This is a genomic window from Pedobacter sp. UC225_61 (genome assembly GCF_044452285.1).
Taxonomy (GTDB): domain Bacteria; phylum Bacteroidota; class Bacteroidia; order Sphingobacteriales; family Sphingobacteriaceae; genus Pedobacter.
Genome location: NZ_JBIOAL010000001.1, coordinates 2,609,513 through 2,626,099, shown reverse-complemented (window position 1 = coordinate 2,626,099; position 16,587 = coordinate 2,609,513). Strand labels below are relative to the sequence as shown.

Here is a 16,587-nt window from a genome sequence, read left to right as displayed (position 1 = left end):
GGCTATTTCTTAAATTGGTCGATTTATTTCTTTGTGTTTTTAGAAAATCTATAGCCTAATGACAATTCAAATTCTCCATTCACGTAAGATCTCAGTGCGGCAGTTTCTGTGGTATACATGCCCATTAAGAAAAAAGATTTATACGTTGATCCCAAACCGAAAGTAGCGCTTTTAGAACTATGGTACACACCCATGATGCTCACTTTATCTTCCACAAGACCCAGATTAACACCAACATCAACTATGTTGTGGTAACCTTTCACTCCTCTAAATGTAACCTTTGGCTCAAGTGACGCACTGTTTTGAGGATCAAGGTTCCAGTGGTAACTTATTGCAGCCAGGAATGTTGATTTATCTACCGATTTTAAATTGGTTTCTTTTTTAATAAACTGTTGTAGATTGGGAATTGCACCTTGAATGGTTAGTCCGTTAGACGTATACGCCATCCCGAAATCACCATCCACATAGTTTTCCTTTCTTGCAAAGCGATCCAAACTTCCATCGGTGGGATCACCATCAATCATTTCATTTTCTACCCTTTCGTACATCATACCTAATGAAATTCCAAAGTGTAGTTTTTGATTGTCACTTAAAGGAAGGTGATAGGCATACGTAGCCGCTACACGTGTGCGCTTCAATAGTCCTGCCGCATCGTTATTCAAATTTAAACCAAGCCCTACCCTGTTCTTACCATATTCTGCGGTGAGTGCTTGTGTAGTTGGCGCACCAGGAATACCACTCCATTGTTGGCGGTGTCCTCCATTTATGCTAATGCCGTCATTCATACCCGCCATTGCCGGATTGCCAAGGTATTGGTTGCTGTAATATTGCATGCCCAATGGATGGAGCTGTGCCATTACCTTTTGGTTGTTAACAGCCAATAGCAATGAAACTGTTAGGATAGTGTATATGATTTTTTTATATGTTTTCATCTTCTTTTTGAGGTTAATCTCTTACAATAGTTATAAATCCTTTAAGCTTAAGTTTAGTAGGCCCAAAATCTACGATGTAGTAATACGTATCTTCCGCTAATGGTGAACCTTGGAAAGTTCCATCGAACTCATCCGTATAATTAACCTTGCTAAACAATAACCTTCCAGCACGATCGTAGATTCTAACGGTATTGTTAGGGTACATATCGATGTTTTTGATGACAAATCGATCGTTTTTACCATCGCCATTTGGTGTTAATAGGTTTGTTCCTTTAACTACTACAAAATCTTCGTTTACGGTAATGGTAATTGATTTAGTCACGCTACATCCGCTTGCAGAAATTACTTCCACAGTATAGGTGGTTGTAGCTTCTGGTCTAATGGTCAGCACGTCGCTATTTCTTGGGCCAATAATACCCGCAGCATTTACCCAATTATAGGTTGCGCCTCCACTTGCCTTAAGTGTTAATGTTTCACCTTTTGATAAAGTGATTTTACCCCCATCAGGTGTAATGTTGGCCACTGGAAGCGGATTAACCGTGAGGATAAAGCTACGGCTATAGCTATCTACACCACCGTTAGCAGTACCCCCATTGTCTTTTACAGTTACGGTTACCGTAGCCGATCCACTTTGTCCGTTTGCTGTTTTATAGGTAAGTACACCGGCATTGGTTACGGCTAGTTCGCTAAATAAGGAAGCATTTGTACTCACCACAGTTAAGCTAGTGGTCTGACCTGCATCTGGTCCAGCACTGATGCCTGCTAAATTGATGGTTTTTCTATCGCCATCTGCGCACAGTGTTTGGTTAGCGATATCCGTTAAGGTAGGCTGTTCGTTCACATCACTCAAGGCGATTGTTAACACTCGATCCAAGCTTAATCCGTATTGGGTTGTACTGCGAACTCTAACGCTATAGCTCGCTTTCTGCTCGTAATTCAATGAAGAAGCGGTATTCAATTGCGCTCCAGCAATAGCAAACAAGCTATTATCGGTATCTCCAGTTCCACTAACTAAGGTGTAGGTAAATGTTGCATTTGGATCATCTGAAGTACTGCTTAATGTACCTGTTAATGTGCCAGCCGGTCTATTTTCAAACAAGGTAGCTTGTGCTAGCGAAATGGTTTTCGGCGCACCTGGTGTAACTGTTAACGTACCATTCACATAACTAATGCTGTAATTCTGAGCAGCAGCTCCTGCTGGAACGATTGGATAATCGCCCTGCAATGAAGAAAGTGTTGCTGTAGTAGTGAATGTAGGTTGGGTAGTAAGTACTGCAGAGGTTTCTGCGTTTACAAAGCCAGTATATGTTGCCGTAAAGGTAGGGTCTGGTGTATTTTGTACCCTAGTTTTATTGTCGGCAGTAATCACTAAAGCAGCTTTTGTAATGGTACCTGTGCTTGTTGCTGTAGTAGTGGTTAAGTTATAATTATCCTTATCACTTCCACCCAATACAAAAGCACTTGCCGTAATGGTTTTACCTGTATTGGCTGTTGCATTATCGTAGGTAGTGGTTCCTGTAACGGTTACTACATCACTTCCTACCACACCAGTCAGGTTGTAATTGCCAGCTACCAGTGTAGCCGAATTATTTCCATTGTACACTTTGGTAATGGCTGGTACAGCAGTTAAAGCTAGTGTAATTGGTTTAGTCGTAATCGCTCCAGTAGTCGTTGCTGTGGTAGTGACTACACTGTAATTATCTTTATCTGCTCCAGCAAGTACAAAATCAGTTGCCGTTACCGTTTTCCCTGTTCCAGCAGTTCTTGTAGCGTAAGCTGTTGTTCCAGTCACCGTAACTACATCGCCAACCTGTACTCCTGTTAAGCTGTAATTGCCAGCAACTAATGAAGCGCTGGTATTTCCATCGTACACTTTGGTAATTGCAGGTGCTGCATTTAAAGCGACTGTAATCGGTTTACCTGTAATGTCTCCCGTAGTGTTTGCTGTGGTGGTGGTTAAGTTATAATTGTCCTTATCTGCTCCACTTAGCACGAAGCTATTCGCAGTCACCACTTTCGCTGTTCCAACAGTTTTGTTGTTGTAGGTAGCCGTTCCTGTCACTGCTACATCGTCACTACCTGTTACCCCTGTTAAACTGTAATTACCTGCTACCAGTGTTGCCGAGTTACTAGCATCGTATACCTTCGTAATTGCTGGCGTTGCAGTTAAGGCTAAGGTAATTGGTTTAGCGGTTATTACTCCGGTTGTTGTTGCCGTAGTGGTTGTTAAACTATAATTGTCTTTGTTTGCACCTGCCAGTACGAACGTGTTTGCCGTAATGGTTTTGCCTGTGCCAACCGTTTTGTTATCGTAATTCGTTGTTCCAGTTACAGTAACCACATCTCCAGGTTGCACACCTGTTAACGTATAGTTACCAACTGCAAGAGCAGCATTGGTTAAACCATCGTAAACCTTAGTAATCACTGGCGTTGCATTTAAAGCAACAGTTATCGGTTTGGCCGTAATGGTACCTGTTGTACTTGCCGAAACCGTAGTTAAGTCATAATTGTCTTTATCTGCTCCACTTAATACCAAGCTCGTTGCGGTAATTACCTTTGCCGTTCCAACACTAGCATTATCGTATGTTGCTGTACCACTTACTGCAACGTCATCGCCACTTTCTATGCCTGCTAAACTATAATTCTGTGCAACCAGCGTTGCTCCTGTAGTTCTGTCGTACACTTTGGTTACTACTGGCGCAGCATTCAGCGTAGCTGTAATTGGTTTTACTAAGATCACACCAATAGCTGCATTTGCAGTGGTTGAAGCAAGTTGATAATTGGCTTGCTGAGCACCCGCAAGTGTTAAACCACTTACATTGACCAATTTGCCAGTGCCTATGGTTTTGTTGTTGTAGGTAGCTGTTACTGGAAGTGCAATGCTTAACTCATCCGCACCTACTTTACCCGTGATGGAGAAGTTGTTGGCTGCTAGCGTAGCTGATGTACTGTTATTATAGGTTTTGCTAACAGTTCCAGTCAAGGCAACTGTTAACGTTTTAGGACTAATGGTTAACGTCTGTTGTTTTTGAACTGCAGCAGTATAAGATGCATTTGCTGCCTGATCTGCAGAAATGGTCACTATACCTGCTTTTAGAATATGTACTTTACCATTCACAATCGTCGCAAGTGTTGGATCACTACTCGAGTAGGTAATGTTAATGCCCGAATTCGTACTTGTAGCAGCTGGATCGAAATCAGCATCACCATAGGTTACGGTACGGGTTGCGTTAAATGTAATGGTCTGTGCCGTAGGATCTATAACAAGTGCATAGGCTTTGGTTGTGTTGTATGGACCAGTACCGGTAGAGGCATCGGTTGTTTTAACCGTGAAGTTAAATGTACCCCCTACTGTTGGTGTTCCGCTTAGTGCGCCAGCAGCCGATAACGTTAATCCCGATGGCAATGCACCTGCAGTAATGGCATAGGTATATGGGGCTGTTCCGCCTGTGGTTGCTAGGGTTTGTGTATAGGCTGCATTCACTGTCCCGTTAGGTAATGCTGCAGTTAACGCCAAGGTCGGCGCTCCTACAGGTAAACTATAGGCGTATGATGCGCATACACTGTTTTGATCTGTCGCAGTAACCGTAAAGTTAAAATTACCTCCCGCTGTTGGTGTACCACTTAATAAGCCAGTGGTAGATAACGTTAATCCTGCTGGTAATGCACCCGCTGTTACTGCAAATGCATATGGACTTGCACCAACCGTTACATTAATTTGTTGCGAGAAGCTGGTTGCTACTGTTGCAGTGTTCAATGTGGTGGTGGTGAATACCAATTCCGTAACATCGCTTACTGCAATGCTCAATACCTTTTCGAACATTAACCCACCTTGATCTGTGGTACGCACTCTAATCGAGTAACTGTTCTTCGTTTCAAAATCAGGAGAAGCCGAAATTCTTAAGCTGTTTCCACTGATGTTGAAGGCCGCATTATCCGTATCGCCTGCTCCAGCTACCAGGGTATAGGTGAAGGTATTTGCTGCATCAACATCCGTTGAAGAAAGCGTTCCAACGGTTGAGTTGGTCGCTACGTTCTCGCTGATGGATGAAGCACTTAAAGCGATATTGGTTGGCGCCTCGTTTACATTATTGATGGTAATGGTAACTGTTTTCTCAAAGCTTAAGCCACCTTGATCTGCAGTTTTAATTCTTATCGAATAACTGTTTTTTGTTTCAAAATCAGGTGAAGCTGTAATTCTTAAATTGCTTCCGCTGATGTTGAAGGCTGCGTTATCCGTATCGCCTGCTCCACTTACTAAGGTATAGGTGAAGGTATTTGCCGCATCAGCATCGGTTGACGATAAGGTTCCAACAGTTGAGTTCGCTGCTACATTTTCATTAATTGAAGAGGCGTTTAAAGCGAGATCCGTTGGTGCTTCGTTTAGGTTGTTAATGGTAATGGCAAAAACTTTCTCAAACGTTAAGCCACCTTGGTCCGTTGTACGAACCCTTACTGAATAGCTACTTTTGGTTTCAAAATTAGGTGAAGCCGTAATTCTTAAGTTGCTACCGCTAATACTGAAAGCCGCATTATCGGTATCACCAGTGCCTGACACCAGGCTATAGGTGAACGTATTAGCAGCATCCACATCTGTGGTGGTTAACGCTCCAACTGTAGCATTGGCGGCCACATTTTCATTGATAGCTGTAGCGCTCAATGCAAGATCTGTCGGTACCTCGTTCACATTGTTAATGGTAATGGTCAGTACTTTCTCAAAGCTTAAGCTACCTTGGTCTGTTGTTCTTATTCTGATCGAGTAACTTGATTTGGTTTCAAAATCTGGTGAAGCGCTTATTCTTAAACTGCTTCCGCTGATGTTGAAAGCAGCGTTATCGGTATCACCAGCCCCGCTTACTAAGGTATAGGTGAAGGTGTTTGCAGCATCCACATCTGTAGTGCTCAACGTACCTACTGTTGAATTTGCTGCCACATTTTCATTGATAGATGAAGCGCTTAACGCGATATTTGTTGGTGCTTCGTTTACGTTAGTAACCGTAAGGGTAACTACCTTTTCATAGGTTAATGCATCTTGGTCGGTAACGCGTAAACGGATGGAATAACTATTTTTTGTTTCATAATCTGGCACACCCGTGAAACGTAAGCTCGTGCCACTGATGTTAAATGAGACATTATCGGTATCCCCTGTTCCTGACACTAATGTATAGCTATGGCTACCTGCAGGATCTGGATCACCAGGGCTTAACGTAGCCACCGTAGTGTTTGCAGCTACATTTTCTGCTAGCGTTGTTTGGGTTAGGAAAATATCAGTTGGTGCTTCGTTCACATTGTTAATGGTAATGTTAACTACCTTTTCAAAGCTTAATCCACCTTGATCTGTGGTACGTACACGAATGCTGAAACTATTTTGATTTTCGAAATCAGGCGAATCAGTAATTTTTAAGGTATTGCCACTAATCGTGAAGGCAGCATTGTTCGTACTTCCAGTACCCGAAACCAACGTATACGTAAAAGTATTCGAAGCATCAGGATCGAATGAGCTCAATGTGCCAACTGTTGAATTTGCAGCCACATTCTCGTTAATTGAGGTAGCACTTAAAGCAATGTCCGTTGGTGCTTCGTTTACATTAACCACGTTAATGGTGAACACTTTCTCAAAGCTTAAGCCTCCTTGATCTGTTGTACGCACCCGAACTGAATAGCTGCTTTTGCTTTCAAAATTAGGTGACGTAGTAATCCTTAAACTTGTAGCGAAAATAGAGAACAATGCGTTATCTGTATCGCCCGTACCAGCTACCAAGGTATAGGTAAAGGTATTTGAAGCATCCGCATCCGTTGAAGACAGCAAACCGAAAGGTCCTGCTGCCATGTTCTCATTAATTGAGGTTGTGCTCAATACAATATCAGTTGGCGTTTCGTTTAAATTATTAATCGTAATAGCAAATACTTTCTCAAAGCTTAATCCACTTTGATCTGTGGTTCTGATGCGTACCGAGTAACTCGATTTAGTTTCAAAATCTGGTGAAGCATTGATGTTTAAGTTGCTTCCACTGATGGTGAATGCTGCATTATCTGTATCGCCAGTTCCAGCCACCAACGCGTAGGTAAAGGTGTTACCTACATCGGGGTCTGTGGTACTTAATGCACCAACTGTCGAATTCGCAGCCACATTCTCGTTAATTGCAGATGCGCTTAAGGCCACATTAGTAGGCGCTGAGTTTACTCTGGTGACAGTTAGGGTATATACTTTGTTCGTTATTCCATTTTGAGCGGTAACTAATATAGTGATGGTGTTCGACCCAACGTTCAATGCTAACGCATTAGATGCAGTACCACTGGTTAAGGTTTCATAGCTACCTCCATTTACACTAACTTGTAGCGTTGCGCCAGCATGTGCCTTACTGGCTGTAACGGTGGTAGATGTAGTTGCATAGGGCACAGTTGCGGTGTAGGCTACTGTGCTTGCACCAAATGTTGGAGCTAAGCCAGTTGCAGTTGTAGTTAATGCCGATAAATCTGCATTATTTGATGCAATAAGAACGGTTGGAGAAGCAGCGCTAGCTCCAGCAGTATTGCCAGGAATATCTCTCGCCGTACCCGCCGCGATTGAAATACTCAATGTACCATATCCGCTTACCCCATTTAATGTTGCGGTATAGGTTGAACCATTTCCTGTTAAAGATAAAGAGGTATAGGCCGCTGTACCTGTAGCACTCACGCTAATGTTGCTCGATGTAAGTGTTGAACTGCTAAAGTTAGCGTCAACGTATGCTATGGTAAAGGCTGCATTAGCACCAGGAGCAACTATAGTTGCCGTTGGCGTGATGTTAATTGCAGGACCTGTTTTGTCAAAAACCAAAAATGTACCAAAGTCTGTATTGGATTGTGCCCTTACATTTCCAGCCAGATCAGTAGCTGAAAATGTCCATGGCACATTACCTTCCGTATCGCCTGCAGCTAAGGTATAGGTAGCTGTCCAATTTTTATTTCCATTAGATCCCGTAGCCGTCACTGCATGTCCTGCAATAGTAATGTCATTCGATTGAAGGGCCTCACTAAAGCCTAGAGCAAGTGTAACTACATCCCCAACTTTCGCATATTGAATTGCTGAGCCATTGTTCGAATAATAAGAACCAGCTGTTAATGTCGGAGCAACCTGATCAATCGTATACACTTGACCTGCAGTATAGGTAGCGCTCACATTTGGCGTAACACCAGTAGTCCCTGTAAAGTCAAGGCGTAACGTACCAGCACCTGTAACAGTGGTAATTGGAACCGTCCACGTGGTACCCGAACCTGTTGGTGTACCGATAGCGCCATTAGCCGAACCGGTTTTAGTTAAGGTAAAATCAGTTGCATCTACTCCGCTCACGGCAGTAGAGAAAGTAACGGTATAGTTAACAGTAGTTGCATTTGTTACTGCTGCTTCCACCCTATTGATCGAGCTTACAGTTACAACTGCAGCATTAATGGTTAGAACAACTGTTGCAGGACTACTCTGTAAATTTCCATCACTCGCTTTATAGGTAAATGAATCGGAAGTTGTAGCCGAGCCGTTATGTACATACGTGAATTTACCATCGGCATTTAGGGTAAGCGTACCATTTGTTGGCCCTGTAACCAACACCGCTGTCATGCCATTGTTTTCTGGGTCGGTATCGTTAGTCAGTACATTGGGCGAACTCACGTTAAGGGTGGCTCCATTATTTAAAGTATATCTATCTGTATAAGCTGTCGGGGCTTCGTTTACGTTATTGATGGTAATGGTGAATGCTTTCTCAAAAGTTAACCCTCCTGCATCTGTAACTCGAACACGTATCGAATAACTCGATTTGGTTTCGAAATCAGGACTAGCATTGATTGAAAGTGAACCTCCACTGGTTAGGGTGAAAGCAGCATTATTCGTATCACCTGTTCCAGATACTAGTGTATAGGCCATGGTACCTCCTTGGGTATCGGTAGCCGATAAGGTGCCTACCGTAGAAGCAGCTGTGACATTCTCATTAATAGCCGTTGCACTTAATGAAATGTTTGTAGGCGCAGTATTGGCTGGTGCAACGATATTGCCTATGGCGATCTCGTCAAAAGCTAAGAAGAACTGAGCATCTGAGGATGTGATGGTGAAGGATGTAATTCCCTGTAGTTTCGGATTTGAAGGGGTAAAAGTCTTTATACCAAAGCTTATGTCACTAGGCATTACAAAATTTACCGAACCCTTACTCGTTGTGAAGATGAGTGTTTCTCCTTCAGCGTTCATGTCAAGGAGCTGCATGGAGTTAAGATCGAAGCTCGACCCATCTGCCAACGAATACGTAATCGAATTTTCCCAAATACTCCAATCCGTTGTTACACATTGTGATCCTGTCATCTGCGTACCAGTAGTTACACCAGCCCATAAATAACTATTTCCGGTGGCCACTTTGAGGGTATAGCCGTTCTTGAGCTGGGTCACATTTTTACTTTGATTGGTTGGCAATGCATTGGTGGTAATACCAGTAACATTGGCCTCAAAATCAAAGATAATCTGTTGTGCCGCAGCGTGGTTTGTAAAGAGTACAAACGTAAGTAGCGTTAATAATTTAAATTTCATAAAGCTTAGAGTTTGGTAAATAAGGAGAGTTTTATGCTGCTTTTAATGTAAGCATGTAGATGACCGTAGTTTGTTAAAGTAGAGGGTTCATTGTACTTCCACTATGAATTGAGTTATGATGCGTGTTGATAGCAATAATTGCAAGAAACAGGATTAAATACCTAAACTTGGAGCAAAGTCCCAGAGAAATTGTTCCTGAATTGAGTTGTTAATGCTGTAGCAAAAAACAAGAATGAGTGTAGTGTTAATTTAGATTCCATAAATGAAAGCTTTAGTAAAAAAGGCTCACCTTTTTCACGGGATAATGAGCTATTTGAGTTCGTTAATTATATGTGTTAATTTTAGGTGGATGAACTTTTCCAACTACCCACACAAATAAAAAACAAATATCAAAACACCGCAATAGCTAATTATAGCTATTTTTGTTAAACACATTAACTAACCCTCTATGTTAAGATTTTTCAGTTACCCATCCATTTGCGCTAGTGTAGCGCTGGCTAAGAATTCATCAGGCTTTGTCAATAAAAAAGACTACCTAAGTTTATCGCAACAGCATTGTTGTGGAGTGTAAGGTGAGATAGAAAACAAGTTAAGAGTTAACCAATCTTTGTTGAATAGCTAAGCTGACTGCTTCGGTGGCACTATTCACATGCAACTTATCGTATATTTTTTTAATGTGATTACATACCGTAAAATAAGCTATATCGCTCTTCACAGCAATCATCTTATAACTATGTCCTTCTACCAGTAACTTCAAGATGCTTTTTTCGCGATTACTCAAGTTATACACTAAATTTTGAGGCTCCTTTCTAAAAAATTGCAATACCTTAATGGCCACAGTACCCGTCATTGGTGCTCCACCTTCTAAGGCTTCACGCAACTGTTCTAAGAATTTTTCAGGAGCAGTTGTTTTTAATAGATACCCATCTGCTCCAGCTTTAATGGCCTCAAAAATATGGTGGTCATCATCTAAAACAGTTTGTATAATAATGGGCAAATTGGGGTAATTTGCCTTGATGTCACGCGTACCATCCACGCCATTTACCAAAGGCATATCCATGTCCATTAATATTAGATCTGGCTGGGTTGCTTTTACCTGTTTCGAGGCATTGGCTGCATTCTCAAATGCACCCACACATTCCATATCAGGGCACATGTTTAGCAACATCGAAAGGCTATCTCTTCGTGCATCATCATCATCAAAAATAATAATTCGTTTCTTTCCCAATACGGTAAGGTTTAAGGTGTGTTTAGTGGGGCAAAGCATTAGATCGCCACCCATGTATTAAAAATCAAAATTAGCGAATTCTAAAAACTGAACAATAGCTAAATTTAGCTATGCGCAACCAATGGAAAAACTAGGTTAACATGAGTTCCTTTCCCTATACCACTAAAAACGTGTAATTTCCCTTTCATTTCGGCTGCCCTACGTTGCATATTAATTAAGCCATTTCCTTTACGACTCTTAGTTTGCACAAACCCAACACCATCATCTACCACATCCATGCTAAACTGCGCATCGGTATACACCAACTTCACACTAATTTGCTGGGCTTGGCTATATTTAACCGCATTGTTCATTACTTCTTTGTAAATCAAATACAAATTACGACGTAAAGACATGTCCATCTGTAAGTGCATTACTTCCTCATCAACTGTAAACTCAAACGCTTTTCGAGCATGTTCGGTCATATCTGCGCCAAAACTACGCATTCGAGCTACTACCTGTGTAACCTCATCCATGTCGGGGTTTACACTCCAAATAATATCATTTACACTCTCCTGTATATTTTGGGCTTTCTTCTTTATTTTTTCTAACGTTATTTTGTGCGGATCAGGTTGAGGCAGCATGAGTAAAGAGTGTGTATACAGCGATATACTACTCAACATACTTCCAATGTCATCGTGCATATCTGCACTCAACCGCTGCCTCAAAACGAGCATCTTGTTTAGCTCTTCAATTTGCTTTCTATCTTTTTCCAAACGACTTTTATACCGAATCACTACCACTACCCCTACGGCAATCAGCACCAAAATAATACATACTGCCCAAAAACGCAGTTGCGAAATTCTCCTATAATTCTCTAATTTATTCTTTTCCTCAGCAACTTTTGCCATATCGGTACGCTGCTGGGCCCGCATTACCAACAAACTATTAAACACAGAATCGTTTCGTCTAATGGCCTTCATTGCCGAATCTCGATCTGCAAAAGCCAACTTCGTGTTGCCCTGCAGTTCATAATACTTGCTACGTATGGGATAAAATTTCTCTAGCCGATGAAACTGTTTACTCTGCGCAATGTAATCCCTAGCCATTTGAAGCAAGTCTGCCGCAGCCTTAAAGTTTTTCTCGTTCAAATAAATATCGGCCAAAGGAATTGCAGACCCAACCGCCAAACCTTTATCATCAATACGGAGTGCCCCTTTCAAATCGATCTTTAATAAGGGCTTAGCCAAATCGAACTTTTTTTGCAGGTAATAGGCATTGCCCATATTGCCTAATGAGATGGTTCGGTAAATATCTTGCTTCTTTTTAAGTTTGCTTTCATTCACGGCTTGTTTCAAGTAAAATAGTGCCGAATCAGGCTGTCCCAATTCTAGATAACATAAGCCAATAGTGTTATAAAAGTCCCACTTGTCGCTAGCATACTTCACGCCCATTTTGCCTAATTCTACCGCTTTTTTATAATTTTTAAACTTATAATAGGCCGAAGCAATTTCGGCACAGTAATTCGAATAATCGGTAATTGTTGTTGGCCCATACAAGTCAACCGTTTTTTCCAACTGCAAATAGAAATCGAAAGCCCTTTCGTAGTTATTGTCGCCTACAAAATAATGGTACCCAATAATTTGATAAGCCCTTGCCTTTGTATTTGGAAATGGTTGGTATTTCTTTTCAATCTTAGTGATAAATGTTTCGGCTAAATTAACCTCCTTTTTCAACTTACCAGCAAACTGTAACAATTCGGCAAATGCCTTTAGTTCCTTGTCATTGGTTTCTTGGTACTGCTTTAGGAGTTGTTGAACGATGTTTTCTCGCTGCTCTTTTTTAAAACGGTAAGCAGACCAAATAGAATCTAAGGCCTTACCTTTAGCATACCCATTTTTAGGCACTTGGCCATGGGCAAAAGAGAAAATAAAGGCACAAATAAGGGATAAACAGATATTTTTCAAGTATTCCAGCTAAATTTTAAAGATAAAAAAGAAATTTTGGATCGCAAAAAGTTCTATTAATTGAAGGAAACTTTATTTTTTTTACCCGATTGTGGATGGTATACAAGCAGAATTTATGATAGCGATAATTTTCAAGGTTGAGCTAATCTAGTTTTTAGTTTTGTATACCTAATAACATTTTCAGAAAGCACATACTTTATTGAAACTAAGCAAGGGGTTGGGCAGGCTTTTTCTAACATTTATGATAATCTACCTTTTTAATAAATCAAGATGCAATAGCAGTCCTAAAGCGGGCGAATGGGTTCGGGGTACATATGGTCTAAAATTTTCTGTTTTGAAATCAGTAAGCGCTAAATAAGCATGGTGAACACTTTCTAAATTCATTGACCATTTTTTATTGGTAGATTTTCGTATGAAATGCATTTCGTTTTCTTGTATTCCTAATACTGCATACTCTTTACCGGTTAAACTTTTAAAACCTTTTAATGGTATTACCAATGCCCGAAATTCAGCAAAACTAATTGCAGGATGTGTCTTTGTATACATTGCTAATAAGTTAAGATGTAACCTCTTCATTCTTTTCCAACTCCCCTACTATCTCTCTAAAACTTGCTAAACCTGCCTCAATATTATCAATAATTTCCAATGCCAAGACATCGGGGTCAGGCAAATTGTCCAAATCGGTTAAGCTTTGGTCTTTGACCCAAAAGATATCCAGACTGGTTTTATCACGGGCAATGATTTCATCATAACTGTATTTTCTCCAGCGACCGTCGGGATTTTCTTCGCTCCAGGTTTCTTTACGTTTATTGATGTTCGAAGAATTGTAGCATTTTACAAAATCTGATAAGTCAGATTCTGCTAAAGGCTTTTTCTTTAGGGTGTGATGAACGTTGGTTCTATAATCATAAAACCAAACTTCTTTTGTCCACGCCTCTTTATTGGCGGGTTTGTTATTGAAGAACAACACATTCGCCTTTACACCATTGGCATAGAAAATACCTGTTGGCAAACGTAGAATAGTATGCAGTTCTGTTGTTTTTAATAATTGCTTTCTGATTTCCTCTCCGGCTCCGCCTTCGAACAAAACGTTGTCGGGTAATACAACTGCTGCTTCACCATTAATTTTCATCAAAGATTTGATGTGTTGCAAAAAGTTCAGTTGTTTGTTACTGGTAGTTTCCCAAAAATCCTGACGGTTATAACTGATGTCTTCTTTCTCAATATCGCCGTCTTCGTTGGTCACAGTCATACCACTTTTTTTACCAAAAGGCGGATTAGCCAACACATAATCGTAGGTTTGGCTCTCAGCTGCAATCAGTGCATCATTTGATTTAACTAATGGTTCTGCATCTATCTCACCTATACCGTGGAGATATAAATTCATCAAGCACATACGGCGAGTACTCGCCACAATTTCATTGCCGTGAAATGTGCTGTTTTTTAAAAATACCTTTTCGTCTTTGTCTAATTTATTGTTTTCAGTCAGCCAATCATAAGCGGCTAAAAAGAAACCGCCCGAACCACAAGCTGGGTCGATCACCGTTTTCATAGGTTTTGGCTGTACACAGGCTACCATCGTTCTGATTAAAGCTCTAGGGGTAAAATACTGTCCTGCTCCAGATTTGGTATCTTCTGCATTCTTTTCCAACAAACCTTCATAAATGGTTCCTTTCACGTCGGCGCCCATCATACTCCAGTCTTCTTTGCCAATCATGGTGATGATACGCTGCAGGTTAGATGGGTCCTGTATTTTATTCTGGCTCTTTACATAGATTTGCCCCAACATCCCTTTTTCTGTACCGAGTGAACGCAATGCCTGAATGTAAAAAGACTCCAGTTCTGCACCGTTCTTTGAAGTTAAATTCTCCCACGAACAAACTTCGGCTCCTTCTACTTCTTTACCTTCTACATCTTTAAGTCGTGGTAATTTTAGATTTCTACTATAGGGTGGTTTATTTAATTCATCCACCATTTTAAGAAATAACAGATAGGTGATCTGTTCAAGATAATCTCCATAACCAACTCCATCGTGGCGCATTACATTCGCCAAGTTCCATATTTTTGATACTATTGCTGCTTCTGTCATGATCTTAAAATTTCCAGATTTCTTTAGCAATTTTTGCTAATTCCTTTCCTCTGTTATCCAAATCTTTGAACTTGAAATATTTGTATTCACAAAGTTTTTTTGTCAACTGGATATTAGAATTTTTATATTCTTTCCTTTTGTCTAAAAATGGATTATTACTTACTTTAATATTTAATATGCCAGAGAACAATGTCATATTACCTATTCTATTTACTCTTTTCTTATGCTCTAAAGTTACCTTACCAGGTAAATATTCCATCCAGTCTCCAAATTCCTTTTTAGATTTCTGTGTGTTTATAGTTTTCGGAATAATATGTTCTACATGGACATCCTCTGTTCCACTAATTGAAAGTTCTTTAGTATTACCAGTTGTATGGTATTCTATTTGAGTTAAAATATAACGTGCTCGATCAATTACTCGTTCTTTCAATTCGTGAACTGCAAAACGATCTTCAAACTCTTCGTCATCTGGATAATCTTCTAATAAAGATTCTTTGATTTTATCCAAATAATTATCTTTATCATTTTCTAATCTTAATAAATTTGCAAAGATATCATCGTTATATGCAGTACTTCTTCCTACAACGTGTCTTCTTAACATTAAAGCAGCAATCATTCTCAAAACTTTTAATTTATCTTTTCTGTCAATATGCTCAAATTGTAGAAAATGCATCAAATATATATAGGATGGAAATGATTTAATTGACTTTAAATCAAGTAACAACTGATTAATTTTTTTATCTTCAAATTTTGCAAATATTATTTTATTATAACATTTACTTGCATTTACAATATTTTGAAGATAATCTGGTACTGAAACTCTCGTTGACTTTTCTTTAATTTCTGCTTTTTCTCTATTTAGCTCAACAGTATCTTCTATTTTTGTACTTTCTTCATCACTATTTTCATCATCCATAGATTCTTCTTCAATGACACCATAATTGTACATGTACTCTCCGAGCTTTTCAACATCTTTTACATTTTTAAAATAATGCTTCTTGAATTCTTCAATCAATTTTGTTTTAGAAATTTTTCGTGTATAAAGACTAGAAACGTATTGCCTAAAAAAGTCATCAGAGTTAATACCATCTAAATTTGTGATTAATTCTGCCCATAGTTCCTTTGATTTCGCTAAAGTTTCATCATCTATCTTTGCTGTATGACCTAAGATGAAGTTCTTTAAAATATCCGTTGATGATAATCGTAAACCTCTATTATTAATGGTTTCAAATAATTTGTAAGCATCTTTTGCTAAAGGAACATCTAATCTGATGATTTTTGCAGTGTGTACAAATTTATGAAAATATTGTAGCAACCAATCTGTCCCTTCTTCTGTGATACCGTCATCAATGAAATCTTTAAAAGTTTGATGTGCTTCAAGAATTCTATGATTTTTAATTTTATCTAAATTATTTTTAAACAAAAAGTCCATATCTGGCTCGTCTAAATCACCCAATACTAATTTTCTTTTTTCTTTTTTATTGTAGTCTCCACAATATAATAATTGAGCGATTTGCGTGGCTTCAAACTCAAAATTTAATTCTTTAAATTTATCCATGACAGCTTTAAGCAAAATTGTGGTTGTTGTTAATCTTTGCTGACCATCTACAATATCAACCGTATTAAGTCCACCTTTATATATGCCAGTATGCAGTATCAGCATTCCGAATAGATGACCATCATTATCTAATAACATATCAATGTCTCTAAATAGCGCTGCTTGTTGTGGATACCTCCAAGCGTATCTTCTTTGATATGAAGGAATTAAAAATTGCTCATTAGGATTATGTAACAATGCATGTAATGTAAAATCTTTTGGTACAACATTCATAATATTTTAG

The 16,587-nt window shown here is 39.6% G+C and carries 7 protein-coding genes; all 7 read right to left on the bottom strand.

The annotated features are described in order from the left end of the window. Nucleotides 1-23 precede the first annotated feature (23 nt). Nucleotides 24-932, bottom strand: coding sequence for a type IX secretion system membrane protein PorP/SprF (locus tag ACHMWN_RS12020; RefSeq protein WP_397301311.1), 909 nt, complete (start codon nt 930-932; stop codon nt 24-26). 13 nt (nt 933-945) lie between these two features. Then, complete coding sequence (locus tag ACHMWN_RS12015; RefSeq protein WP_397301308.1) at nt 946-9,483, bottom strand: YDG domain-containing protein; 8,538 nt, start codon at nt 9,481-9,483, stop codon at nt 946-948. Nucleotides 9,484-10,072: 589 nt separating this feature from the next. Continuing rightward, on the bottom strand, nt 10,073-10,765 hold the full coding sequence (locus tag ACHMWN_RS12010) for a response regulator (RefSeq protein ID WP_397301305.1): 693 nt from the start codon (nt 10,763-10,765) through the stop codon (nt 10,073-10,075). 50 nt (nt 10,766-10,815) lie between these two features. Continuing rightward, nucleotides 10,816-12,657: an ATP-binding protein gene (locus tag ACHMWN_RS12005; RefSeq protein ID WP_397301303.1), complete on the bottom strand. Its 1,842-nt coding sequence runs from the start codon at nt 12,655-12,657 to the stop codon at nt 10,816-10,818. A gap of 249 nt (nt 12,658-12,906) precedes the next feature. Further along, nucleotides 12,907-13,203, bottom strand: a complete 297-nt coding sequence (locus ACHMWN_RS12000; protein WP_397301301.1) for a hypothetical protein — start codon at nt 13,201-13,203, stop codon at nt 12,907-12,909. Nucleotides 13,204-13,213: 10 nt separating this feature from the next. Then, complete coding sequence (locus ACHMWN_RS11995; RefSeq protein WP_397301298.1) at nt 13,214-14,746, bottom strand: N-6 DNA methylase; 1,533 nt, start codon at nt 14,744-14,746, stop codon at nt 13,214-13,216. Nucleotides 14,747-14,750: 4 nt separating this feature from the next. Beyond that, nucleotides 14,751-16,577, bottom strand: a complete 1,827-nt coding sequence (locus tag ACHMWN_RS11990; protein WP_397301296.1) for a DUF262 domain-containing protein — start codon at nt 16,575-16,577, stop codon at nt 14,751-14,753. Between the last annotated feature and the right edge of the window lie 10 nt (nt 16,578-16,587).

What these genes read in the sequence shown, in the direction of transcription:
- ACHMWN_RS11995 (WP_397301298.1), bottom strand. Translation starts at nt 14,746, where the DNA reads ATGACAGAAGCAGCAATAGTATCAAAAATATGGAACTTGGCGAATGTA.
- ACHMWN_RS12020 (WP_397301311.1), bottom strand. Translation starts at nt 932, where the DNA reads ATGAAAACATATAAAAAAATCATATACACTATCCTAACAGTTTCATTG.
- ACHMWN_RS12010 (WP_397301305.1), bottom strand. Translation starts at nt 10,765, where the DNA reads ATGGGTGGCGATCTAATGCTTTGCCCCACTAAACACACCTTAAACCTT.
- ACHMWN_RS12000 (WP_397301301.1), bottom strand. Translation starts at nt 13,203, where the DNA reads ATGTATACAAAGACACATCCTGCAATTAGTTTTGCTGAATTTCGGGCA.
- ACHMWN_RS12015 (WP_397301308.1), bottom strand. Translation starts at nt 9,483, where the DNA reads ATGAAATTTAAATTATTAACGCTACTTACGTTTGTACTCTTTACAAAC.
- ACHMWN_RS11990 (WP_397301296.1), bottom strand. Translation starts at nt 16,577, where the DNA reads ATGAATGTTGTACCAAAAGATTTTACATTACATGCATTGTTACATAAT.